This window comes from Flavobacterium marginilacus (assembly GCF_026870155.1).
Taxonomy (GTDB): Bacteria; Bacteroidota; Bacteroidia; order Flavobacteriales; family Flavobacteriaceae; genus Flavobacterium; species Flavobacterium marginilacus.
This window is the reverse complement of the sequence record NZ_CP113975.1, coordinates 2,132,256-2,158,425: the sequence shown is the minus strand read 5'-3', so window position 1 is coordinate 2,158,425 and position 26,170 is coordinate 2,132,256. Positions and strand designations below refer to the sequence as shown.

20 protein-coding genes are annotated in these 26,170 nt (G+C 33.3%); 13 read left to right on the top strand and 7 right to left on the bottom strand.

From position 1 onward, the window contains the following. Nucleotide 1: 1 nt before the first annotated feature. Complete coding sequence (locus tag OZP07_RS09220) at nucleotides 2–364, bottom strand: MerC domain-containing protein (protein WP_281638109.1); 363 nt, start codon at nucleotides 362–364, stop codon at nucleotides 2–4. Nucleotides 365–892: 528 nt separating this feature from the next. On the opposite strand from OZP07_RS09220, the gene OZP07_RS09215 reads away from it, so the two are divergent. Genes OZP07_RS09215 through OZP07_RS09200 form a run of 4 tightly spaced genes read left to right on the top strand, consistent with a single transcriptional unit; the run spans nucleotide 893 to nucleotide 3,828 of the window. Continuing rightward, entirely contained in the window at nucleotides 893–1,618 is a 726-nt protein-coding gene (locus OZP07_RS09215; RefSeq protein WP_281638108.1) for a hypothetical protein, read from the top strand. Nucleotides 1,619–1,625: 7 nt separating this feature from the next. After that, on the top strand, nucleotides 1,626–1,958 hold the full coding sequence (locus OZP07_RS09210) for a hypothetical protein (protein WP_281638107.1): 333 nt from the start codon (nucleotides 1,626–1,628) through the stop codon (nucleotides 1,956–1,958). Nucleotides 1,959–1,960: 2 nt separating this feature from the next. Next, nucleotides 1,961–2,263, top strand: a complete 303-nt coding sequence (locus OZP07_RS09205; RefSeq protein WP_281638106.1) for a hypothetical protein — start codon at nucleotides 1,961–1,963, stop codon at nucleotides 2,261–2,263. A 2-nt stretch (nucleotides 2,264–2,265) separates the two neighbouring features. Then, nucleotides 2,266–3,828, top strand: a complete 1,563-nt coding sequence (locus OZP07_RS09200; protein WP_281638105.1) for a PepSY-associated TM helix domain-containing protein — start codon at nucleotides 2,266–2,268, stop codon at nucleotides 3,826–3,828. Nucleotides 3,829–4,151: 323 nt separating this feature from the next. Here OZP07_RS09200 and OZP07_RS09195 read toward each other — a convergent pair whose 3' ends face one another. Continuing rightward, entirely contained in the window at nucleotides 4,152–5,147 is a 996-nt protein-coding gene (locus OZP07_RS09195) for a helix-turn-helix domain-containing protein (RefSeq protein WP_281638104.1), read from the bottom strand. 111 nt (nucleotides 5,148–5,258) lie between these two features. Between OZP07_RS09195 and OZP07_RS09190 the strand changes: the two genes are divergently transcribed. The 3 genes from OZP07_RS09190 to OZP07_RS09180 all read left to right on the top strand — a co-directional run bounded on the left by OZP07_RS09190 (nucleotide 5,259) and on the right by OZP07_RS09180 (nucleotide 10,097). After that, nucleotides 5,259–7,655, top strand: coding sequence for a TonB-dependent receptor (locus OZP07_RS09190; protein WP_281638103.1), 2,397 nt, complete (start codon nucleotides 5,259–5,261; stop codon nucleotides 7,653–7,655). An 82-nt stretch (nucleotides 7,656–7,737) separates the two neighbouring features. Next, a complete protein-coding gene (locus OZP07_RS09185; RefSeq protein ID WP_281638102.1) occupies nucleotides 7,738–8,910 on the top strand; it encodes a PepSY-associated TM helix domain-containing protein in 1,173 nt (390 codons plus the stop codon). 5 nt (nucleotides 8,911–8,915) lie between these two features. Further along, nucleotides 8,916–10,097: an alpha/beta hydrolase-fold protein gene (locus OZP07_RS09180; protein WP_281638101.1), complete on the top strand. Its 1,182-nt coding sequence runs from the start codon at nucleotides 8,916–8,918 to the stop codon at nucleotides 10,095–10,097. Between the two features lie 40 nt (nucleotides 10,098–10,137). On the opposite strand, the gene OZP07_RS09175 is transcribed toward OZP07_RS09180, so the two are convergent. Further along, nucleotides 10,138–10,296 (bottom strand): hypothetical protein, encoded by a 159-nt coding sequence (locus OZP07_RS09175; protein WP_281638100.1) that lies wholly within the window; start codon nucleotides 10,294–10,296, stop codon nucleotides 10,138–10,140. Nucleotides 10,297–10,547: 251 nt separating this feature from the next. Here OZP07_RS09175 and OZP07_RS09170 point away from each other — a divergent pair, with 251 nt between their 5' ends. The 4 genes from OZP07_RS09170 (at nucleotide 10,548) to OZP07_RS09155 (ending at nucleotide 17,751) form a co-directional block, all read left to right on the top strand. Beyond that, nucleotides 10,548–12,908: a TonB-dependent receptor gene (locus OZP07_RS09170; RefSeq protein ID WP_281638099.1), complete on the top strand. Its 2,361-nt coding sequence runs from the start codon at nucleotides 10,548–10,550 to the stop codon at nucleotides 12,906–12,908. A gap of 7 nt (nucleotides 12,909–12,915) precedes the next feature. After that, nucleotides 12,916–15,300 (top strand): TonB-dependent receptor, encoded by a 2,385-nt coding sequence (locus tag OZP07_RS09165; protein WP_281638098.1) that lies wholly within the window; start codon nucleotides 12,916–12,918, stop codon nucleotides 15,298–15,300. 71 nt (nucleotides 15,301–15,371) lie between these two features. Next, complete coding sequence (locus OZP07_RS09160) at nucleotides 15,372–16,631, top strand: LPS-assembly protein LptD (protein ID WP_281638097.1); 1,260 nt, start codon at nucleotides 15,372–15,374, stop codon at nucleotides 16,629–16,631. 16 nt (nucleotides 16,632–16,647) lie between these two features. Continuing rightward, nucleotides 16,648–17,751 (top strand): PepSY-associated TM helix domain-containing protein, encoded by a 1,104-nt coding sequence (locus tag OZP07_RS09155; protein ID WP_281638096.1) that lies wholly within the window; start codon nucleotides 16,648–16,650, stop codon nucleotides 17,749–17,751. A gap of 210 nt (nucleotides 17,752–17,961) precedes the next feature. Here the strand turns inward: OZP07_RS09155 and OZP07_RS09150 are convergent, their stop codons facing one another. From OZP07_RS09150 to OZP07_RS09135, 4 genes are read right to left on the bottom strand one after another with little or no spacing between them, the layout of a single operon-like run. Continuing rightward, on the bottom strand, nucleotides 17,962–19,152 hold the full coding sequence (locus OZP07_RS09150; protein WP_281638095.1) for an MFS transporter: 1,191 nt from the start codon (nucleotides 19,150–19,152) through the stop codon (nucleotides 17,962–17,964). A gap of 1 nt (nucleotide 19,153) precedes the next feature. Continuing rightward, nucleotides 19,154–20,884, bottom strand: coding sequence for an IucA/IucC family siderophore biosynthesis protein (locus OZP07_RS09145; RefSeq protein WP_281638094.1), 1,731 nt, complete (start codon nucleotides 20,882–20,884; stop codon nucleotides 19,154–19,156). A 44-nt stretch (nucleotides 20,885–20,928) separates the two neighbouring features. Then, nucleotides 20,929–21,915: a hypothetical protein gene (locus OZP07_RS09140; RefSeq protein WP_281638093.1), complete on the bottom strand. Its 987-nt coding sequence runs from the start codon at nucleotides 21,913–21,915 to the stop codon at nucleotides 20,929–20,931. A 59-nt stretch (nucleotides 21,916–21,974) separates the two neighbouring features. Further along, entirely contained in the window at nucleotides 21,975–24,299 is a 2,325-nt protein-coding gene (locus OZP07_RS09135) for a TonB-dependent siderophore receptor (protein WP_281638092.1), read from the bottom strand. A 316-nt stretch (nucleotides 24,300–24,615) separates the two neighbouring features. Here OZP07_RS09135 and OZP07_RS09130 point away from each other — a divergent pair, with 316 nt between their 5' ends. Together OZP07_RS09130 and OZP07_RS09125 are read left to right on the top strand one after the other, a co-directional pair. Next, the gene (locus OZP07_RS09130) at nucleotides 24,616–24,753 is read left to right on the top strand and encodes a hypothetical protein (protein WP_281638091.1); all 138 of its coding nucleotides are present in this window, start codon (nucleotides 24,616–24,618) and stop codon (nucleotides 24,751–24,753) included. Between the two features lie 363 nt (nucleotides 24,754–25,116). Beyond that, entirely contained in the window at nucleotides 25,117–26,169 is a 1,053-nt protein-coding gene (locus OZP07_RS09125) for a DUF1852 domain-containing protein (RefSeq protein WP_281638090.1), read from the top strand. Nucleotide 26,170: the final 1 nt, after the last annotated feature.

The window sequence follows — 26,170 nt, the reverse complement described above, 5'->3', positions numbered from 1 at the left end:
TTTAGGGCTTTTCTTCTTGGTTGTTTTTTGAGTGTGATTTGTAGTTTAAAAAATGTCCTATTATCATACCAAATCCACCCAGATAAATGAAATTGGTATGTAGATCAAGATATATTTCAATAAAAATGCTGAATAAAATAAGCGTGATTGAATTTAAAATAATAACAATAACTAATAAATTGGCGTTTCTGATAATCTGAATAACTGCCCAAAGACTTACTAGTGCAAAGCCTAAATCAATCACGGAATCGTGTCTTAATCCAAATGGAATAAATGTAAGTAACGGAAAAATCAAACAATGAACCATACATAAACTGGCACTTGAAATTCCTAAAATATCTAAAAAAGGTCTTTTGTTTTTCACTTTATATCTTTAACGCAACAATGTTGCAAATATAGTTTTATTTTTAATTAACGCAACATTATTGCATTAATTTTGAAATCTTTTTACAAAAGAAACCCCTAATTTATTTACATTTTTTTTTTCACACCGCAGATCTGTTAGGGTGAATATGTAAATCAAAATATTATTTTTATTTATTCTAAATAAAGTTGCTAAACTGAAATTAGTTTTTATTTTTGCATTAAATTATTCATAATTAATCTAAATAGTGATGAGAAATCTAATTAAACTGCCCATTATAATTTTCATTTCGTCAACAATTTCAGGAAAAAATTAAAAAGATACTGTTAGCAAATTAAAAGAAGTTGAAGTCAATAACAAATACAAGTATAAAAGAGAAAAACATTAAGCTTTATAAAAAATATTGAACTTCCTAAGTATTATCTGTTTTTGGAAATCGAATAAAAAGCCTTATTCAGGTGGAGAGTTTAACTTTTTTGAAATAATTGCCATTTAAAACAATTTATTACAAATCAACCATTTAAAATTATGAAATCAAACACATTCAAAAAATTATCATTTGCGGTACTAACACTTTTGTTTAGTGCGTCTTCATTCGCACACGCTCTTTGGATTGAAACCAAAGCCACTGGAACTAAAGGAAAACCTCAGGCAATTGACATTTATTTTGGAGAATTCTCTGAAAAGGATATTGAAAAAACCGCCAAATGGTTTTCGGACATCAACCATTTTTCGTTGATTTTGATTACGCCTTCAAAAAAAGAAATCAAATTAACCGCTACTGCTTTGGAAAACAAATACCAAGCTTTTTTTACTCCAGATGAAGATGGTGTTTATACGGTGGCGATGCATCACACAGTAAAAGACGTTTACGGAACAATGAAACTAGATTATAATTCAAGTGCTACAGTTACTGTTGCTAATGATTTAAAAGGAAATGAAGCTTCTATTAATCCGAACATCATCAGCTTGTTTTCTAAAGAAGTAAAAACCGCAAAAAAAGACACTAAAATAATGATAAATACTCTATACGAAGGTAAAATTGCCAAGCAGCAAAAAATGAAAGTGATTGCTCCAAATGGCTGGGAAAAAGAATTATGGAGTTCAGAAAATGGGGAAATATCCTTTACCCCTATTTGGTCTGGAAATTATATGGTAGAGTTTGCTTATACCGAAAAAACGGCTGGCGAACACAACGGAAAAAAATATGACGAAGTTTGGAAAATGGCTACTTATCTGATTACTGTAAAATAATTTTAAGATGATTACAATTGCGATTTGCGTTCTCTTTTTGGCATTCTATACGTTGTATTACACTTCAAAACGAGCTTCATTAACCTATACTTTTAGCTTCGAAAAATGGATGCGCAACCATCCAGCTTCAACCAAAATAATTGGGATAACGTTACTTTTAGTTGCTTATATTTTGTGGATAGCCACTTTTGGTTTAGGTTCTGGAACATTATTCTTTTTTATAGCATTAATGACTATTGGCAGTTTAATAGTTATTTTAAAGCCATTGAAAATAATAAAATTTGAAATATTAATCCTTCTACTTTCATTAATTGCAATACTAGAAATTTATTACTCTTAGACATGCCGGCAAATCCTAAATATTTAACGCTTTCTAAAGGACAGCGTTTTCTAAAAATTACTGCTGCCATAATCGGCGGCTACCTAGTTTCTGTCAGTTTTCATTTGGCTCTAGCTTCTTGGCTTGACAAAGCAGCTGTTATTATGACAATGAGCTTTAGTGGTTTTATCCTTTGGGTAGGTCTTATGATTGTTGCTTTTTTGGCAAAAAACGGCTGGAAAATTTGGGGCATTTATCTATTAATAACCTTCATTTTTGCTTTGATTCTTTACCTAGGTCAAACCTATAATCCTATAGCTAAATAACGATGAACAACAGAAACTATAATATCTATTTTCACACACATACTGTTAGTGGTATTGTGATAAGCGTGGTGCTTTTTGTGATTTTTTTTGCGGGTTCTTTCTCTTTTTTTAAAGAAGAAATCAATAATTGGGAGCGCAGCGAATCTGTGATTATTAATAAAGAAATGGTATTGAATACGGAAACAATATTAGATTCCATCAATAAAAAATATCCTTTACACGCTAGAACAGTTTCTTTATATAATTCGACCAATTCAAGAAAATTAAGAGTTTCTTTGGAAGCCTCAAAAGACAGTTTAGCTGCCAAAGAAGCTAAAGAAAGTCAGTACTTTATATTAGATACCAAAACGTTCCAAACAGCTACTTATGATGACTCTTATTCGTTAGGAGAATTCTTGTATCGTCTTCATTTTTTGGCACAAATTCCTTATCCTGTTGGCTACTATCTTTCGGGGTTTGTGGCTTTATTTTTCCTTTTTGCAATTGTAACCGGAGTGTTATTACATTGGCAAAAAATAGTTTCTAACTTTTATCTTTTTAGACCCAAAGAAAAACTAAAAACGATGTGGACCGATGCGCATACTTCGCTAGGTGTTTTAGGTTTGCCATTCCAATTTGTATATGCAGTTACTGGTGCTTTTTTTATGATTAAACTAGTAATAGTCGCACCTGTTGTTATCGCTTTATACGATGGTAATCAGGATAAATTATATCAGGATTTAGAATATAGCACTTTGCCTTATGAATATAAAAAAGCCTCCTTAAAAGCCCCTTATCACATTAATGAATTAGTAGCCGATGCCAAAACCAAATGGAATGATTTTGATATAACCGAAATCAAAATTGAAAATTATGGTGATGCTAATATGCACCTTACCATTGGAGGCCAATTATCGCCAAAGCAGAAATTTACTGGAAATGGAGAATTGGTATATAAAGTGGCTTCTGGAAAAATCATAAAAGAAAAACACCCTTATGCACAAACTACCTATTTAGATGGCGTAAAAAGTGTTTTATATCGCATTCACTTTGCTGATTATGGCGGTTATGCCTTAAAAATAATCAGTTTTGTTTTGGGGATTGTTACTTGCTTTGTAATTATTTCAGGTGTCATGATTTGGCTGGTAGCCAGAGACAAAAAAAATATACCTGAGAAAAAAAGACGCTTTAATCGTAAGGTGGTTCTGATTTATTTGGCCATTTGTTTGAGTATGTATCCCATAACGGCTTTTACTTTTATAGTTTGCAAACTATTTTATCCGCTGGGACAATCCGGAATTTATAGCATTTATTTTGTGGGATGGCTCTTGCTGACTGTGTTTTTTATCGTGAAAAGAAACGATGCTTTCACTACTAAATACAGTTTACTAGCTGGTAGTATTCTAGGTTTTTTAGTTCCCGTTTCAAACGGAATCGTTACAGGAAAATGGTTCTGGACAACCTATAATGATGAATTTCAATTATTCTTTGTAGATGTTTTTTGGATTATTTTAGCTTCTATCAGTCTTTATGCCGTATTGAAACGGAAAAACATAAAAAAGCAGAACAGTCAAATATTAGAATAAGCATTATTCGTAAAACTTATAGCTTAAAAAAATACAATTCACAAAGAAGTTCTTTTGTAATCAATAAAAATAATCCAGCTCTATTGTAAAGTGTTTTTTTAGATTCAAGACAGTCTGGTAAACTAATTCCGTAGATAATGTTAGACTACACCATATTAATATTAGAGAAAGTTAGCTTTGAACCTGAACTTTTTTCAAGAGAATTGCAAAAAGCAATCCATATATTAGCGCCATCTGAAATTCAAAAATTACGCAGGTGGTTTTTAGATTATTCTCAATCACATACTGAATTGGATGAGTTTAAGATCTTTTTTTTGAATTGATTACACTATCTTTTTTAGCTTACTAGGTAAATATCCAAACTTTTTTTTGAAAGCTACTGTAAAATGCTGTGGATTTTTATACCCCAATTCTTCCGAAACACTGCAAATAGAAATATCCTTTTCTAAGATTAATTGCTTAGCATATTCCATACGAAGTTCCGTCAAATAATGAAAAACGGTTGTATTATAAACTATTTTGAACTGTTTTTTTAGTTTAAAATCATTCAAGCCTACTTGTGATGCAATGCTCGCCAGTGTATGTTTTTCTTTGAATTGCGTTTTTAGAATATGTTCTACTGCTACAATTTTAAGATAATCGCTTTCGCTTAAATCTTCATTGATTTTGGTATTTTCTTCTTCATTGATAATGGTAAACAAATGCGATAGTACCTCAACCACTTTTGATTCTAAAAATGCTTTTTTGATAGCTCCCGTATAATTGCATTGAATTATATCTTCGATCAGAATATGCAGTTTTGGCGAAATGCTTTTGCTGGTTTCCCACATAGTATAAGCCGTATTATTGGTAATAGCGCTTGCCAATAAAGGGATTGTAGTTTTCAAATTGGGATAAAACAATTGTTCTAAATAGGCTTCGGTAAAGGTGATTTCGAGTGTCTTTCTTCTTTTGGTCCGGTAATTCAAAACCCCTTTTATATTAGGAATATAAAACAAATTATAATGCCCTTCTGGAATATAAATCCCTCTGCCTAATGGATTTTCAGGAATATATTCATTATCACCTTCTATTTCAAAATGCAGTTTTACAAACGAAAAGCTGTGCTCTATTTCAATCGAATACGAATCATCTCTCATAGTCAAATCCCGACTTACCAAATGAATTCCGTTTAACATAATATCAGTGATAACTCCTGTAATACCTTTATGATTGAAGTCTATTTTTTTTTCAACAAGATCTTCTTTATTAAACTGAATAGGATTCTTTATCACAACCAATTTCTTCTTAAATATCTCGCTTCTCATCTGTGTCTGCATATAATCCGTTTTGCGTTTATTTTAATACTGATTGCGTTAGTAGTTCCATTTAAAATACAAATACTTTTGCGTAAAATTAATAATTTTTAATAAATCTAAATAAGAATAGTAATGATTTCTATCAAACCAAAGACCAAAAAGGTGTTTATAAACACTTTTAAAATCACATTTATATTTATTTTTCTGTGTGCTACAGCATTGGCACAGCAAAATACAGGAACAATTAACGGAACAGTAACTACATCTGACGATCATGTAGGAGAGGCTGTTAACATCACTATATCTGAACTAAAAAAATCAACAGTCACAGATGCTAACGGTAACTTTACTTTTAATAAAGTCCCAACAGGAACCTATCAATTACAAATCAGCATGATGGGACATCAGTCATCTACAAAACAAGCTATTGTAACTACAAACGAAGTAACAGCAGTTAACTTTCAGCTCGAATCTTCCTTAAAAGAATTAAACGAAGTAGTTGTAGTTTCGGCAGCTAAGAAATTTGCCGAAAAGAAGAGTGAATATGTAGCAAGACTGCCAATAAGCAATCTTGAAAACCCACAGGTTTATACCGTTGTACCCAAAGAACTTTTCCAGGAACAAATTGCAGTTGATTTTAGAAGTGCTCTAAACTCGGCTCCTGGCTTGAGCAATGTTGTACAAAGTGTCGGTTCCGGCGGTGTAGGTTTGAGTTTGAGAATGCGTGGTTTCAGCGGCGCATCGGCTGCGGGATCCATTCGTAACGGAATGAACACCAACTGGGTTACTATGAGCGACCCAGTAAATCTGGAAAGTATTGAAGTTATCAAAGGACCATCTGGAACTTTATTCGGATCGGCATTAACCACATATGGAGGCCTTATCAACAGAGTAACCAAAAAACCGTTTGAAACAGCCAAAGGCGAAGTGAGCTATACTACAGGAAGCTGGGCTTTGAGCCGTACCACCATAGATTACAATACACCTATTAACGAAGACAAAACAATGCTTTTTAGAATCAACGCAGCATTGGACAATCAAAAAACTTGGCAGGATTACGGCAAAAGCAAAACCTTCATAATAGCACCGTCATTTACACTTAAGGCAAACGATAAATTGACTTTTGATTTCGATTTAGAGATGTATAACGGAAGCCGAAATTCAATTTCAATTGGTTTGGGTTCTGGAACGCCAACTGCAAAAAGTTTCAATGACTATCATTTTGATTTCAAAAAATCGTATGCAACAGATGAGTTACAGTCTGAAGCCAAAAACACCAATGCTTATGCAAGAGCTGCTTACTTGATTTCGGACAAATGGGTGTCGCAAACCAATTTCTCCAATTCATTTACAGACAACAAAGCCAATTATTTATTCCTGCTGATTAATACTGCGGCCAATAGCAATACGACTTTACAAAGAAGATTATACAACATTAACAGTACTTTCAAAACATCACAATTACAGCAGAACTTTATAGGAAATCTGAAAACAGGAAGTATCAAACACCGATTATTACTAGGTCTGGATTACACTTACATAAGCACTAATGATAACAGATGGCTGATTAATAATTATGATGTTGCCGCTGGAAATCCTGCTCTAACCATAAATGGAACTGCCGCATTTATCAATATAGAAAAATACAAATCCCTGATTGCCGCAATGACTGCTCCAACAGTCACTAACAACAGGGATTTTAGAACGACGAGTGCCTATGTATCAGATGTTGTGAATTTTACTGATCAATTAATTGCAATGGCAAGCGTTCGTTTTGATCACTACGAAAACAAAATAACCAACTACAATCAAAATACCGTTTCGCCAAAAATGGGTTTGATTTATCAAGTAGTAAAAGATAAAGTTTCCGTTTTTGGAAATTATATGAACGGTTACACCAACGTTGCCCCAGGAGCGACTGCCGAAAATCCGCAGACTGAATTTAAACCTGAACAAGCCAATCAATTAGAAGGCGGAGTAAAAGTGGAATTATTAGGAGGAAAACTGAACGGAACTTTAAGCTATTATGATATTGAAGTTAAAGACAAATTACGTACAGACCCAAACAACAGCTTATTTTCAGTTCAAGATGCAACACAGAGAAGCAAAGGTTTTGAAGCGGATTTGATTGCCAATCCATTTAGAGGTTTCCATGTTATTTTGGGATATGGCTATAATGAAAGTGAATATACCAAAGCTGCTGCAGCGATCGAAGGCAAAAGACCTTATTCTACTCCTGCTAATGTTGCTAACCTTTGGATGAGTTATAAAATATTGGACGGAAAAATAAAAGGACTTGGTTTTGGTTTTGGTGGAAATACCCAAAGCGACAGCTACCTGAATGATGCCAATACTTTCACCGTAAATGGATACACCGTAATGGATGCCACTGTTTTTTACGAAAAACCAAAATTCAGATTGGGAGTGAAACTAAACAATATCGCAAACAAAGAATATTGGTCAGCTGATTATTGGGCAAACATGATGCCTACAAGACAATTGGTAGCCAATCTTACTTTCAAATTTTAGGTTTTAAATTAGTTGAGTTATTTTTTTCCAGGCTAACAATGAATAAAACCATTGGTAGCTTGGTTTTTATTATTAATGCCTTATGACAAAGAACCCTCAAAAAACGGCAGTCTCCAAAAAAGCGAAGCAAAAAAACAAATGGAGCAAATTAAACCATTGGTTACATTTATGGTTAGGATTAAGTTCTGGAATAATCGTGTTTATTGTTGCATTTTCTGGTATTTTATTTATTTTCTGCGATGATATTATTGATGGATTGGCTTACAATTCGTTATATGTAGAGGAAGTAAAAGAAAAAAAACTCACTCCGGAAGAAATTCTAAAATCTTTCAAACAGCAATTTCCTGACAGAAAAGCAAGTTATTATATCAACTACAGGGATCCTGAACGCACCATTAAGTTAGCCTCTTCGACCAAAGACAGAGATTTGCAGTTTTCATGGATTGACCCTTATACGGGAATCGTTTTGTATTCAGGCAAAGCCTATGATTTTTTCTATATCGTGGCACACGTACACAGCGGTGAAATGCCTTTTGGAAAAACAGGAAACTTAATCGTAGAGATTTCTGTGTGGATATTCTTAATAGAACTAATTACTGGTCTTATTTTATGGTGGCCAAAGAAATGGAATAGTTCTACAAAAAAACAAAGCTTTACCATTAAAACCAGCGCCAGTTTTAAAAGACTGAATTATGATTTACACAATGTTCCAGGCTTTTATAATTTACTGCCTGCATTACTGATAACCATTACTGGATTAATTATTGTCAACAAGCCGCTAGGTGCTGCAGCTCACAAAATATTTGGAGGAGCTCCTAAATCGTATTCAAAACTGCGCGACATGAAACCGGAATACGACAATACCAAAACTTATGCACCGCTAAGCCCTATCATAGAAAAATTATTTGCTAAAGATAAAACTATTGAACAAGTAAAACTATCCGTTGCCTCAAAGGATAGCATCACTGCAATATTTGCCGTTGCAGCCGAAGATATTGGATTAAAAGGAGTCGAAAACGGAAAAACTTTTGCTATCAACCGCTACACGGGACAAGAAATGGAGATCCCTGTAAATGTGATGAACGGTCTTGCAATTGATGATTGGACCATGAACCTGCACATTGGCTTTTGGGCAGGCTGGATTGGAAAAACATTGACTTTGTTGGTGGGACTTATTTGCACCGCTTTGCCTGTCACTGGTTTTATAATATGGTACGGACGAAATAATAAAAAGAAAAACGGGCCATTAACTTAAAAAATATGAAAAAAATATTTCTACTCCTGCTTTGCTTTTATTTAACCAACTCCTTTTCGCAGGACAGTATAACCATCGGAAGTAAACATCATGTTTTTTCAAAAGCTTTGAACGAAGAACGCAACTTTTGGATCTATCTTCCGCCCGATTACGACAATAAAAAATTTGCTCCAGCCAAATATCCTGTCGTTTATTTATTGGATGCCGAAAACAATTTCCATTCCTATACTGGAATCCAGCATTCATTAGCCAAAGGACCTTATGCAATGATTCCGCAGATGATTGTCGTAGGAATTACCAATACTAATCGTACTCTGGATTTAACTCCCACAGAAAGCAATCGGGATGCTTTTTATGATAAAAACAAAAAAATCTTCAAGCAAAGCGGAGGCAACAAAAACTTTATTTCTTTTTTAGAAACCGAATTGCGTCCTTACATTGATTCGCATTACAGAACTTCTGGCTATAATATCCTGAACGGACATTCCTTTGGCGGATTGACAGCTGTAAATATTTTACTGCATCATACTAAATTGTTTAATGCCTATACGATTATTGATCCGAGTCTTTGGTGGGATAATGAAATTATGATTAAAAAGGCTGATTCCATTTTCAAAAACAAAGATTTCGACAACCGCAGTATTTATTTGGCTATGGCCAATAAAATAAAAATTCCGCAGGACACTACGACTGATATGGCAAGAGGTATTCGAAAATTTGAAAAATTATTAGGATCTAAAACTCCAAGAAACCTGCGATGGGCATTTAAATACTATGAAAATGAAGACCATGGAACTATTCCTATTCCAGCAGAATATGATGGCTTGCGATTTATTTTCAAAGATCATTTAGTACAAGTAAAAGAAGCGGTAGAGAATCCATCTTTAGTAGCACAGCAGTATCATAAACTTTCTAAAACAACTGGCTATGTATTTCTTCCTTCAGAAAGCTATTTGGATTGGATGGGTAACTTTTGTTTAGAAAGAGAAAAACCTGAATCGGCTCTTGCTTTTTTTGAAATGGCAAAAATGTACTATTCTAATAGCAGTAACGTGTTTCTACGTTTAGGACAATGCTCTGAAAAAAAAGAAAACAAAATTCAAGCCCAACTTTTTTATGAAAAAGCATTGCAGCTGGCTCCCGATAACAAAAAAGCAACTACGCTTTTGAAAAACTTAAATAAGTGATCCGGAATTATCTTCTAAAGTATCCCCCTAGTTTTCAACCCTATAAAGGAGATGCCATTAAATTTTTACTATGATCAATAATACGCAAAGTCATTTTGATGTTGGTTTCATTCATCAATTCTCCGATTCTAATTCCTGCTGTTCCCTTTGTCTCCCGCAATTGTAAGGCTAATTGCTTTAAATCGTCATTAGTATCCATATTTTCTTTAAAATTATTTGTTTTGTTATCGATAGAGTAGTCAAATCGATGATAAAATTTTACTATTCATAAAAAAAAGTGAATTTATTTTTCAATAAAATAGCATAAACTTAAAATAAAATTAATTCTATAAAAGTTAATGTTATTTAAAAATATTCTAAATAACATTTAGTTAAACATATCTTAATATTTATATTTGTACTATTCTTATTTAGAATAAATAAAAACAAAGTTTAATCAAATATATAATAATGAACACTTTTAAACACCTAATACAACATTTTATTTTCATAATCTGTATTTTCCTCTTATCAACTATTAGTCTTTTTGCCCAACAAAATAATGGAAAGCTAAAAGGAAAAATAACCACCTCAGACGGAGAATTAGCTGTCGGTGTCAACATCATTCTTAAAAATTCAAAATACGGTACAGTTTCTAATGAAGATGGAACTTTTGAATTTAACAGAATAAAACCAAATATTTATACTTTACAAGTTTCATTAACAGGTTACGAAACAACACAACAAGAAGTAATTGTTACAGAAAATGAAACGACCACTCTTAATTTACAATTAAAAATTTCTGACAAAGAATTAAAAGAAGTTGTTGTAACAAGTAACAAAAAGAGAATAGCTTCAAAAGAAAGTGTTTTTGTAGCACGAATGCCACTCAGGAATTTAGAAAATCCGCAAGTATATTCTGTAATCAATTCAAAAATAATAGAACAACAAGTAATCACTAATTTTGATGATGCGCTGAAAAGTGCTGCCGGAGTAGTTTCTGGAGGATCAGAACCTGGAGTTAGATCCTATTCTTATCTGAGGGGTTTTGATGAACAGGCTTTTTTTAGAAACGGAAAAATGCTTGGTAACTGGACAGAAAATGATATGGCTAATATTGAAACCATAGAAGCCATTAAAGGGCCATCAGGAACTTTATTTGGTGGACACGGTCGTGCTAATTATGGAGGTGTTGTGAACCGAACTACAAAAAAACCTTACGACCACTTTGGGGGCAATATTAGTTTAATTTCAGGGAGCAATGCCTACAATCGTTTTACAGCAGACATTAATAGTCCTCTAACTAAAGATTCAACTTTATTAGCTCGGGTCAATACAGCTTATAGATCCGAAAAAAGTTTTCAAGATTATGGTAGAGCCGAAAGCTTTTTTATAGCTCCTTCCTTTATTTATAATGCCAGTGACCGTTTAAAATTTATTATAGAAGCCGACTTATTTAAAATTAACGGTGTTAAAAGATCTTATTTGAGTGCTAATGGGATAACAAATGTTGACCAGTTAAATGCTATTCATAAATCATCGTTTATTACAAACGAAATTCCGTATGAAAAACAATCTACCATATTTTCCGTAGATGCTATCTATAAAATAAATGATAGCTGGATTTCAACCACATCTTATGCCTATTCTTATAGTTTATATGCCCCAAATTATACTGATACAACAATTGATATCACTAATCAAACAGTAGATCGTTCCGTTGGTTATGCACATTACGATTATGACTATACAAATATTCAACAGTACTTTAATGGTGATTTTAAAATTGGAAAACTACGTAATCGCTTACTTGTAGGATTGGATTACTTAGGCGAAAGAGGTCTTTATGCAGGAGGTAGTGCAAGCTATGATACTTTTAATTATAATGAGGTAGCACCATACATTACAAAAGAAAAATTTGATACGGTTTTAGCAACTAGTTCCCCTTGGTCAGGAAATGAAATATCAGACAGATATAGTGTTTATTTCTCAAATGTTATTGACTTTACACCAAGTTTACATTTAATGATCAGTTTGCGCTATGAATATTTTAAAACAGAAAGTCCAAGTGCGACATTAATCAATACCAATGATCCTGAATACACATATAACCAAGGTGCTTGGACTCCAAAATTTGGATTAGTATATGAAGTTATTCCAAATCAGCTTTCTTTATTCGGGAACTATATGGGAGGTACAAAAAATCTAAATACTTACCTTAAAGATGATGGTACAGGAAATGGCATTTTAGAAAAAGCAGATCCAGAAAAAGCAACTCAATGGGAATTGGGTATAAAATCAAGTTTATTCCAAGACAAATTAACCTTAATGGCTAGTTACTTTGATATAAAAGTAGATAATCGATTAAGAATAGATCCTAATAATCAATTATACAGTTTGCAAGACGGAACGCAAGCTAATAAAGGGTTTGAATTAGAATTATTTGCAAATCCAATTACTGGTCTTGATATTATGTTAGGCTACGCAAATCTTGATGCCAAATTCTTGAATGGTAGCGATGCAGGAAATCACGTGGCATACACGCCTAAATCAACATTAAATTATTGGTTGAGTTATACTCTTAAACAAGGAAATACTAAAGGACTAGGATTAGGTTTTGGAGGAAATTATAGAGGCGATAGCTTTTTGAGTTCAGATAATTTAGTAACTATTTCTAGTGTTCACACTTTAAATGCTTCATTATTTTACGAACAATCAAAATATAGAATTGCTATAAAAGCTGATAATCTTAGTAATGAAATTTATTGGGGAGATTACTTAAATGCTCAAACACCAAGAACCGTTAAAGCTTCTTTAACATTCAAATTTTAAAAAAATAATGAAATCAAAATTAATAATACCAAAATATTTATTACTTGTAACAATCGCATTCTTTGGGATTATAGCTTCTGCCCAACAAAAAACGGGAACTATAAAAGGCACAATTACAACATCTGAAGGCACACCAGCAACGCCCGTTAGTATAAAAATTAAAGAAACCAAGAAAAACACTGTTACAGACAGCAATGGCGAATTTGAAATAAGCAACCTTGCCAATGGTACATACCAGCTTACTGCCACACTTGTTGGACAAGAATCTCAAAAACGCACGGTAACAATAGAACAGGGAAATACAGTAACCCTAAACATTCAACTCAAGTCTTCAGAACAGCAACTGAACGAAGTTGTTATTACAAGTAACAAAAAGTATGTAGCCGAAAAAGTATCTTCTTCCCTGCGACTTAATGCAGAGCTTATCGAGATTCCGCAAAATATTATGGTTACCACAAGACAAACCATTCTGGATTATGGAGCTTTGAATAAAAACGATATGATACGCTCTGTGAGTGGTATTACCAAAACCTACGGAAATGATTTAGATTCCAGTCTTTTGATTAGAGGAACAGATGCAACTTATGGTACGTATCGCAACGGTGTTGGAGGGCCAATTTGGTGGAATGCCCAAGAAGATGCGTCAATGATTGAACGAATTGAGTTTGTAAAAGGGCCTGCTGGATTTATGCTTGCCAATTCTGAACCAGGGGGTTTAGTTAATACTGTTACCAAACAACCTACTCACACTCGCATTAACGAAGTTAGCTTTGGTCTTGGAAGTTTTAATATGATGCGAGCTTCATTAGATTTAGGGGGAGAATTATCCAAAAACGGAAAACTAACCTATCGTTTTAATACAGGATACCAGCAAAGTGCACAGTTTTATAAATTAGGAAATTTTAATCGTTTTTTTATTGCTCCTGTTTTGAAATATGAATTTGATGAAAATACCTGTTTAACTGTTGAACATAATTATGTAAAGGCAGTTACGGCTCATAATAATTTTGAGCAAATAACCATCAATAAAAAATTCTTCGCCTTACCAATAGATATGGCAATGAATGATCCCAACGTTGGTAATTACTTGGGAGCTGACGTGTATAATAGAGCCCATTTGCAACATAAAATCAACGAAAATTGGAAACTGAATGCCCAAACCGCCTATATGACTACCGATTGGGACGGAATGAGTTTGTATGTAAATAGCCTTTCCCCAACCAAAGACACCATTTATAGAACGGTTTCAAAGAGTGACTGGTTTGGAAAACTCTTCAATACGCAACTCTTTTTGGACGGTAAATTCAATACTGGGAAAAAATTGGAACACAAAGTCCTAATTGGATTGGATTATGGAAGTGGTTCCGAAGGGAGTACCTACGGAGGCGATTACAGTAACGCAAAAAGATTGCAATTATCTATCAATAATCCGACGTATTATGTATCAAAAGATAGTTTAAGATACATCCCTGCAGATAATGTTGGCAGTTGGATGTCCACCAACAAATGGCAAGCAATCTACGTGCAAGACCACTTAAAAATAGCCGAAAAATTTATTATTACCCTTGCAGGACGCTATACAAAATTGATTACCGGACAGGACTACAATACAGCCGAAGACCCCGAATATGAAATTGCAACCAACAAGTTTACACCAAGATTTGGATTGACATATTTGCTATCAGATAAAATATCTTTTTTCGGACTTTATGACGAAAGTTTTCTGCCCCAACGTGGTGCTGTTTATGGTGCAGGACGACTCAAACCGCTAACAGGTAGCAACACCGAATTTGGTATCAAAGGATTATTCCTAAACAAGCAACTCGTTTTAAACGCTTCTTTTTATAATATCAAGAAAAATGATGTGGGTATTTCTGATCCAATTCACGATTCTTTCTATTTACAAACAGGACAAGTAACTAGTACAGGAGTAGAGTTTGACATTGTTGGACAGATTACTCAAAATCTATCTATTAATGCCAATTATTCTTTTACAAATGCTAGAGTTACAAAAGATAGTAATCCCAATCTAATTGGTATTGAAAATAGAGGAACACCTGACCAAACTTTTAATAGTTTTATAAAATACAAAATCAATGAAGGCGTTTTTAATGGTTTAGGATTTGGATTTGGTTCGCAATATATGGGAAAAAGAAGTGCCGTCTATACAGGATGGGGAGACGAATTTGGTAACAAATACCTACCAACCTATACTATTTTTGACGCATCCGTTTCTTACACCTACAAAAAATGGAATATCGGATTCAATCTATATAACTTAACCAACAAAAAATATGTAAGTTCCGGTTATTACAATCCAGATGCAGATGAATTTATTTTTGCACCAGGTTCTCCTATTAATTTTAGACTGCAAACTGCGGTGAGATTTTAGAATACTTACAAGAAAGCACTCCTTTTTCATTTATAAAAGGGGTGCTTCTTTTTAACAAAAACCTGCTACTAATGAAAAAAATGCTACTTTATTGCTTATTATTACTCTTTATCGTATCAGGATATGCACAGGTAAAACCGAATGTATATGTCAATTGTGCTACTACCGAAACCCGTTGCTTTCGAGATTATTTATATCAAACTATTAGCAACTGCAATTTTGTTTGGGATGCCGCCATTGCCGATGTACAAGTACTGGTTTCTGAAAAACCAAGTGCCACTGGCGGAATGCTTCTTACACTGGAATTTACAGGGATGAACACCCTAAAAGGTAAAAATGACACCTTAACACAGGAAATTCCACAAGGAGCTACAGACGATTTTATTCGTACCCATATTTGTACCACCATACAACGGGGACTGCAATATGTTTTTCATCACAGTCCTTGGCATACATTATTTGATGCTCAAATGGCTGTTTTAGAAAAAGGAAGTGATGCCATCGAAACAAAATCAAAAGACCCTTGGAATCATTGGAACTTTACCCCTGGTATCAACGGCTACTTTGAGGGACAATCCAATTCGTTTTTTCTGGAATTCAATAAAGAATTAACGGTTTTACGCATTACAAACGAGAACAAATTTATCCTCAACGCACAACAGGGAACAAAATACTCTTCCTATACATTAGACGGCAAAAAAATATCCATTAACATCCATAAATTCAATGCCATTCCTTTGTATGTAAAAAGCATTAACGATCACTGGTCAGCAGGAATAACGGGGCAATACCAAATGGACGAATACAAAAATATAAAAAACAGTTATCGAGTGGCACCAGTAATTGAGTACAATATTTTTCCGTATTCTATAAACGCTCAAAAGCAATTGCGATTGGCGTATCAAGCTGGAGTAAATTATTTTGAATACTTTGACACCACCATTTATGACAAAGAAAACGAAACCAGAGCCTACAATAGGCTAGCTATTATAACGGATGTTACCCGAAATTGGGGAAGCATCAGAAGTTCTATTCAAGGCAATGCTTATTTTGATGATTGGAGCCAAAACCGAATTACATTTACTACTTTTTTGTCCCTGCGAATTGCAAAAGGACTATCCTTTACCATTGATGGAAAATTTGAAATTGTGAATGACCAAATATCGTTACTAAAAACACCACTAGAAGACAACGTTTATTTATTAGGAGGACAACAATTGGCTACCAAAAATTATTATTCGGCTGAATTTGGTTTAATTTATACTTTTGGAAGTATTTTTAGCAGTACCGTAAATCCTCGAATGGGACAAATAGACGAAATAGATTTTTAAATAGTAGCACTACCTTATGAACTTTAAAAAAGCAACCCGACAAATTCACTTATGGCTCGGACTAGCCACAGGAATAGTCGTTTTTATTGTCTGTATTACCGCAGCAGTTTGGGCATTTTCGCCAGAAATAGAAAGTGCAACACAACCATACAGACACGTTATTCCGCAAGACAAACCCTTTTTGAGCATTTCAGAACTCAAAACAATTGCTCAAAAACAATTACCACAAAAGAAAGTAAACAGAATCAGTTTTGAAGGAAAAGAAAAAGCCGCAACAGCCGATTTTTATGGTGATGGTTATTATTACACTGCTTATATCAACCCTTACGACGGAAAGGTTTTGGCTTTTATCAATAACGAAAATGGCTTTTTTAGATGGGTTATAGAAGGACATTACGAATTATGGATGGGTGAATTTGGAGGCGAAATTGTACGTTGGTCAACGCTTATTTTTGTAGTAATGTTGATTACTGGAATTGTTCTTTGGTGGCCAAAAAATAAAGCAGCCCGCAAACAGCGTTTCAAAGTCAAAATGGGAACTTCGCCCAAACGACTTAATTATGATTTGCATAATGTTTTAGGATTTTATGCCTCGTGGATAGTTATATTTGGAGCACTTACTGGCTTGGTCTGGACTTTTGAATGTGTAAGTGATACCGAATATTGGCTAGCCAGCGGTGGTGCAAAAAAAGTAGAATATCCAAATCCTATTGCGAAAAAACCACAAAATTTAACTTTAGAGCAAAAAGGAATAGACAGTGTTTTTATATCAAAAATAAAAGAATACAACAATCCACATTCGGCATCGGTAAGTTTTCCAGAAACCGACAGTACTGCTTACAATATATCGATATATCCAAATCAATCTGGCTATGATAATGATGATTTTTATTATAATCAGTACACCTTTAAAGAAATCCCTGTAAAAGCGTACGGCAAATATGCTAATGCCAATAGTGGAGAAATAGCCAGCCGTATGAATTATGACATTCATATCGGAAGTATTTTTGGTTTAACAGGTAGGATTGCAATGTTTTTGGCTGTGCTTATTGGGGCTTCTTTACCTATTACTGGCTTCTACATTTGGTTGGGACGAAATAATAAAAAGAAAACCAAATAGATAGGTTGGTTTATATCCAAAAGTTGCAAGTCAAATAACTTAAAGTTTTTAAAGTCCTGTAGTGACACTCATTTTTATTTTCACTTTGGTGTATCTAAAAACAATACAAAGTCAATATAGGCAACTACCTTTTGATTTTAAAACTTTTGACTCGCAACTATTAGGTATACACTCCACAACTTCCATTATTAAGATTTAGAGAACTAATGGTTATTCGGTGGCCAACTTTTGTGATTTTAAAATTTTAACTAGCATAATTGAGCAAATTAAAATACCCATTATAAGTGTTGTTAAAAAAATATCTGTTTTAGTTGCTAACTGAGTAAAAAGTAGCAAACCCAAGGAAACAAAACCACTATCGGCAATAATAACAGACATTAGTTTTCCTCGTATTAAATCTGGAGCTTTTTTTTGAAAAATAATTCGACTCATACTTCTAAATGATTGCGTAAGAAATCCAAAAAGGAAAATTAAAAAATAAAAAAGTAACTGAGGCAGTTTAAAGTAAAAAGCAATCAGAATAAATCCCGAGAGTAATGCCAATAGATGCCATCGGATTATTTTTTTATCGGAACTTCCAAATATTTTTGATAAAAAAATCCCAGCCAAAACAGCCCCTCCGGATTCAATTCCAGAAATAATTCCAAATTCTTTCACTCCCAAGTTCAACCCCTCCTTTACATATATAGACAGCATTGCACCAAATGGGAAAAGTAAAAACATCATTAGAATGCTTGTTTTTACACAATTTAGAAGAATAGGCGATTGATATACAAAATGAATCACTTCTTTGTATGACTTTATAATTGATGTTTTTTGATTTTCTGATTTAATATTCTTAATCTTCGGAACAAAGAAGAGTACTATAAACGAAGGGATTTGAAAACATAGATCAATCCAAAAAACATATTTAATATCCCATTTAAACATCATAAACGATGCTAATATGGGAGCTAAAATAGCGGCCAAATTCAATCCAGTGGCATACAATCCGACCGCCTTTGTAATGGCTTCTTTTTTAACTAAATCGGGTAAAATTGCATTTCGAATACTTGGCTCTGCTCCATCAAATATGCTTCGCATAAAGAGTGTCATTGCCAGTAGGAGCCAATGTGGTTTTGAAATTGTAGTAACCAAGATAGTTTGGAGCAAAGACATAAACATGATTCCTGCGTAAACCAGTAGAATCATTTTTTTTCTATCATAAATGTCTGCCCAATAACCACCTATAAACCCCATAAAAAAACGAGGAAAAACTCGAAAAGAAAGCACTTGACCCATTATTGCTACGGCAGAATAGGTTTCTAACAAATACCAACTTAAAGTAGTAAGTGCCATATACTCTCCCAAAGCACCTAAAAAAGTACAGGATAAAAAAACTGGATAAAATTTATCTTTCATTTTAAGCCAGCAAAGGGTTTGGAATTCGGGAAAATATCGTTTTATCTTCTAATCGCATTCTTAATAATGATTTTACAGGCATTGTTTTTGACAATAAAGCGTTATAAAATTGGATTTTAAAATCTTTTTCACATTCTATGCTATCCGTTATTTCTATCGAAACTTGTTTTGCGATTTCCCACAATTCAGAAGAATGAATTTTATAATGACAGCTGATCACTTCAATAAAACTTCCGATAAGATTATAATACAGTGAATGAAAAAACTCATCAATACAATCCTGAAAAGGCAAAATAGTTTTATGAGCATCTATTAAAAGGTTTTTATTCTCAATTGCAAATGGAGCTCCATCAACTACTTGAACACTTCCTAAATCGCGGTATATTAAAGAGATTGGCATCCCTTTAGCATTAAATTTTATGATACAATTTTGTCCGTGAGAATCGATAGCAATACCGAACTTTAAAAAAATTTCTAATGGGAGGTATATAAAAACCTTAAATAATTCAAATACATAAAGTTTTATGTCAACTTTTGAAATTTGATGAAATTGAACTAACAGCGGTTTGTTTACTATTGGCGTTTTATGAATTAGTGACGAGGCAACTATTAATTTTTCGTAAGGTTGTGACATTAAAACAGGGTTTTCTCTTAACATAAAAGAAAGAAGAGGACCTTGTTTATTTGTCTTTTCAATATTTTCTTTAAAATGAACCCCATATAAATCAGGAACTATTACACCTAATTGATTGTTAACTGAAGTTAGTTGATGGGAAAGCTTTTCTAATTTTTCAGAAAAAATGATTCCATTATAAATATCCCTTTTTGATAACAATCGAAACACGCTGGTTGCTTGGATGCCTACTGGAACTTTTACATGCATTCCCAAATTATTTTCATATTTAGAACATAAGGCAAGAGTTCTGAATGATAGTGTTGGCATGGAATAGATTTGTTGCTCAATAACTTGCATTATTCCACTTTCAAGTTCCTTTTTAAATTCTTTTTTAATAACGTGTTCAAAATGCCAGGGATGAACTGGTATGAAAATTTTATTTGAATTTATATCAATGGCTAATTCTTTTTCTAAGAATGTTACCCAAGAGGAATCATCTCCATATTGTTCAACATAGTCTGATGACACCGCTAATAAGTATAAAGGCACATTTGTAAAAAATTCGGGGCAGTATTTTAATAATTCTTCTGAGGATAATCCAACTTTTGTTTTTGTGCAAACATGAATCGGATGCCCCTTAAAAGGTAATGATTCCGAAACGCAAAGTCCGTTGTTTCGTTCCTGACAGGTATAGCATCCTGAAATAGAATTAATTTCGGCTAAAATTTGCTCAACATTTTCATTTTCCCAATCAAAAACGGCTTTCATATTTTCATACGAATTATTCACTTCATTCTCAATAACTTCCCTTTTCTCTTTGGGTACATTCCAAAGGTCTAAAATGAAACTTAAAAGTTTTTCAAAAGAAATATCTTTAAAATTACCATCGGAATCAATTTCCACTACGGGTTTATTATTCGTTTCTATTTGATCTGAATAATTTAAAGAAACCAACAATAAATTTTGGGTGTTTGGAATTTTGTAGTAATTAATGTTTGTTCTTAAATCTTTCCAAAAAACACTGTCATTAAGGTCGTTACTCTCGTTAATTAGCGATTTTACTAACCGTTTTATAATTTCCTTTTCAGCCAATAAGGATGTTGATTTTACTTGCATTGGTTTTCTTGTTACGTTTTATCAGGATTAATGTTTTGAAATGGTTATTCTTTAAACAAATAGTCCAGATATTCCTCAGTTACATTTCTGGATTTTCCAAATAAAGGAAATTCGTGGTCAACTAAGCTAGGTCTTGTGTTCACTTCGATAATGTTAAAGCCTGAGATTTCAAAAGGTTTGGTAATATCATCACAACGCACATCAAGTCCGGCAATATCTATATTCAGAAAGTTTATTAACTCAATAACCTTTTTATTAATTGAAGGATGTACTAGATCTGTTGCATCATGGGCTACAGAACCCGTCCAGCCATTACCGCAATTTCCTAAATAGATTTTTTCTCCTTTTGGCAAAATATCAGCAAGTCTCCTGTCTGATTTTCCTAACAGCTCATTTAAGCCTTCAATTGGAATTTCAGCAAGCATCTCTGTTGGTTTTTCATAAACCAATATTTTAGTGGTATTTCTTTTTTTATTCTCAAATTGGACCAATTGTTCGATGGTGTGAATTCCATCTCCTATAACACTTGGCCATTCATTCCAAAGAACTCCCACAACTTTTTTATCGATAACTAAAAACCTATAATCCAATCCAGAGGCTTGTTGCTGTAAAATAGCGTGACTGCTTATTTTTTTGACATTATTCAAAGCTTCCTCCAACTGGTTATTGTTTTGGACATTCATGTGTATTTCTGCACCTTTATTGGTGTCAAATGGTTTTACTACAATTGGGGCAAATTTTTCTAGAAACAACAATTCTTTTTCACCAATTTCACTGGCAAAAATAAAAGCAGGAATAGGGTAGTTATTTTCTTGAAGGAGATGATTACAAGCAATTTTGTTTTCGGTTATTGCACCGGCTATGTGCGTTAAACTTGGAGAAATTGCCCGGTTTATTACAACACGTTTTTTTCCTTTTTTTAATTCGATAAAGTCTTCAACTCCGGGAATAAGAAACTTACTTTCTATTTGCATTTCCTTTGATTTTTGAAGGATCATCCAACTATGAATATTGCGTATTTTGAATTCCATAATTTAGTGTTTTTTATTAGGAGTGTTTAAGACAATGCTTAAACACTCCGTTTTTAGTATTAAAACTTAAATGACATTGCACAAACAACATTTCGTAGTGCTTGTGGTTGTGCGTCGCTATTCCAAAATTTTTGGTTGGATAGGTTATTTAATTTTACTCCAAAGCCCCATAATCCTTTTTCATAGGTAACAGCACTGTTAATTACGGTGTATGATGGTATTGTCATTGTATTTGATGCGTTCCAGAAAACATCACTCACATGGTTTCCTCCAAATCCGAATCTAAGATTTTTTGCAAACCCCTCTTTAGGTTTATAATCAACCCATAAATTATAAGTGTTTTTTGGAGCACCGGCCACACGTTTGTCAATAAGAGAGGCTTCGCCGGATATAAATTTGTTTTCATTATAACCAATTCCTCCTATAAGAGTAAAATTATTTGTTAATTGTGAGGCTACTTCAAATTCAAACCCTTTACTTTTTTGCTCTCCATTTTGTTTTGTAAAGCCTAAATCATCAACCCAAGTAGCGTTATTTATTTTAATTTCATAAACACTTAAAGTAGCTGATACCGTTTTGTTGAAAAATTCAGTTTTTACACCTGCTTCTTTCTGATTGGCTTCTTTTGGTGACAAACGAAACTGACTTCCATCAGGTTGGTCAACCGGAGCTTGATTTATAAATCCGTTCATATAATTACCAAACACAAAAACATTATCTTTTACTATTTCATATACCATTCCTATTTTAGGAGATAAAAAGGTTTGTTCAAAATCATCTTTAACCTTAACATTGCTTTCTATGCTGGGATCGTTAATAAAATGGTCTATACGTGCGCTTAACAATACAGAAAGTCTAGGTGTAAAATTAATCACGTCAGATAAATAACCACTGATACTGGATTGTGTATTAGCCCAATGCCCGGCATTTTTTGTGGCAAGAATTCCATCAATTTTAGCTTTTATGATTGGTGCAAAATCGGTATTCAAATCGATTTGGTCATACTCGGCCCATGTAAAATTTAACTGGGTTTTATTTTGAGTATAATCTGCACCTACTAACAATCGGTTTCTTATAGAACCAATTTTGAAGTCGGCATTAAAATTTTGTTGAAATTGCAAATACGACAGTTTACGAGCACTATACAACCCTACATTTCTAACAATTGTATGGTCATCAATCCATCTCGGATACAGCTGATAACTATAATCGACATAGCCTTTACTCGAATTAATATTTGTAGAAGAAGTCCAAGTATCTGAAATTTTATACGTTGCTTTTAAAAACAAATTGGCAATATTGGTTTTAGAGTCCACATCGTTTCCTCCAATATATTTTTTATAGTCAATTGGCATGTCTTTGAAGTTGGTAAAAGTAACACCCGAAGTAAAAAACGGATAAGGTTGTTGCGTTCTTGTAATGGTTGCCAATTCTGCTTCTGCAAGCACCTCAAATCTGTCGTTTATTTTATACAAAAAACTGGGAGCTATTGTAGTGTTTTTTGCATATCCGATGTCTTGAAAACTATCTTGATCGCTGTGGGAAGCATTGATTCTGAATAATGCTGTTTTATCCTCATTAAGTGGTTTATTTGCATCCAAAGTAAATCGAAGCAACCCATAACTTCCGGTATAAACAGCAAGTTCACTCTTTGGAACATCATTTGGAGTTTTGGTAACTTTATTGATTAATCCTCCAAAAGAAACGGCATTAGCACCATATAATGTCCCCGATGGACCTTTAATTACTTCAACTCTTTCAATATTAATCGGATCAGTTTCGGCTCTAAACTGGGTTGCCATTCCGTTTCTAACCGCATTTCTGGTTTCAAACCCCCTAATCCAAGCCGTTACCGCACCTGTAGGATTATTAAATGCAACTACACCAGCAGCATTGTTCACCACATCTTTGTTATCAATCAACATTTGTGATTTTATAATCTCTTTAGGGATAACACTATAAACTTGTGGATTTTCTGTGTTCTTTAACGGAATCTTTGCTACATCCTGACTTTCTGTTCCTATAAATCGATTGAATGCGATTCCTTTTATCACAATCTCATTCAATTCGGTCACTTTATTTACAAGAGTAAAATTAATTTCATTTTGACCAGAATTTACTTTTATTGCTTCAGTATGCACTAATATTCCATTGGCGTACAAACTCATTTTGAGTTCTTGTTTAAATGAAATATCAGTAAAACGATACTGCCCATATTCGTCTGATTGCGTTTCTGCTTTTAGTTCATCTATCACGAGTTTAATTTGTTTTGCAGCTATACCGTCAGAAGTGGTTACTTTTCCTGTTATTGAAATTTTTTCCTGAGAATAGGTGACCACAATGAGGAATAGAAATAGAATTGTAAAAAATGATTTATTTTCCATGCTTTATTTTTATTAAGATTAAATTAACAAAACAAATGTATTTAATTATTTTTATTAATTCTAAATAAAAATAATAATTTTTTACTGAACCAAGTAAATAAAAACAGAAAAACAGTAATGAGGTAGGTATTTAGTAATATACTGCTTGTCCATCTAATAAATGCAATAGCATCCAAATCTAAAATATTTAGCTAGGTACCATTTTTGAGTTTTCTGATTTTTTATTTTGTCAACTTTATTAGGTTTAATAAGATTTCGCAAATATTCGGCTAAGTATCTACCAAAAAAAAAGATTATTACTCACTTTCTGACGGTTATGAAATCTAAGTTTTATACTTCGTGGATTGTAATTTTCGGAACGCTTAGAGGTGTAATGTGGACTTTTGAATGGGTAAGCCAAGCAGAATATTGGATGGCTAGCGTTGGTAAAGAAAGGATAGACTACCTAATCTGATTGCAAAAAAAAACAACTAATCTAAAATTAAAACCAAACGGAATAGACAGCGTTTTTATATCAAAATTAAAAAAATACAACAATCCACATTCGGTATCGGTAAGTTTTCCCGAAACCGATAGTACTGCTTATAACATCTCAATATGTACCGAAAGATGGCAGAATCGCCATGTTCCAAATCAATCCTATCTACGTTCTCTAAAGGATAATTATCTGTTTTTTTTATTATTATATCTGTAAAAAGATTAATAATCTTAAAAAAATAATAAAAAAGGAACAATTATCTGATTTTTAATCAAAACAAAAATAATTAATCTTTTATTTTGAAATTTGCAAGGTAAAAAAACTAAATATTATCATCAAATGAAAGCGAACATACAAGAAGAAACAATAGTAAACGAAAAGCAAGATATTGAAAACGCCCAGAATACAGTCAAGAATGATTTTGCATTTACACTAAAGAGCACTTGTTTAGACGAAAACTATCACCCCTCAAGTGAAACGCGAGTGACAACCAATTTTGCAAACTTGGCTAGAGGAGCTAGTCGCCAAAAAAACTTGCGTAATGCTATAAATATGATTAACAATCGATTCAATGCATTGGCTCATTTGGATAACCCAAAAGCGGATCGTTACCTTGTAGAACTTGAAATCATCACAGTAACGATGTGTATTGATGATAAGAATGGTAGTAGCAATCTGCCGTTGATTGAAGTTTTAAAAACGAATATTTTTGACCACAAGACTAGCCAGCGTATCGAAGGTATTGCTGGAAATAATTTTTCTTCTTATGTTCGTGATTATGATTTCAGTATTTTATTGATCGAACACAATAAAAACAAATCTAATTTTTCTATTCCTGAAAATTTTGGTGACTTGCACGGAAAACTTTATAAATGCTTTGTAAATTCAGCCACTTACAAAGAATATTTTAAGATGTCACCGATCATTTGTTTAAGTGTATCGAGCAACAAAAGATATACTCGCACTGCGTATCAGCATCCGGTTCTGGGTTTTGAGTATCTACAGGATACGTATTCACTCACTGATGAATATTTTTCTAAAATGGGCTTAAAAGTTCGTTTTTTTATGCCTGAGAATAGTGTGGCACCGATGGCTTTTTATCATTCTGGAGATTTACTTACTGATTATACGGATCTTGGACTAATCAGCTCCATCAGCACCATGGAGACTTTCCAGAAGATTTATCGCCCTGAAATTTACAATGCAAATTCAGTGGCTGGCAAAATCTATCAACCTAGTCTTAAACACGAAGATTATTCACTGACTCGCGTGGTTTATGACCGAGAAGAGCGTAGCCAATTGGCAGTTGAACAGGGTAAATATGCCGAAGAGAATTTCATTACCCCATACAAAAGTGTTTTAGAACAATGGTCTGCCAATTTTAACCTTTAAT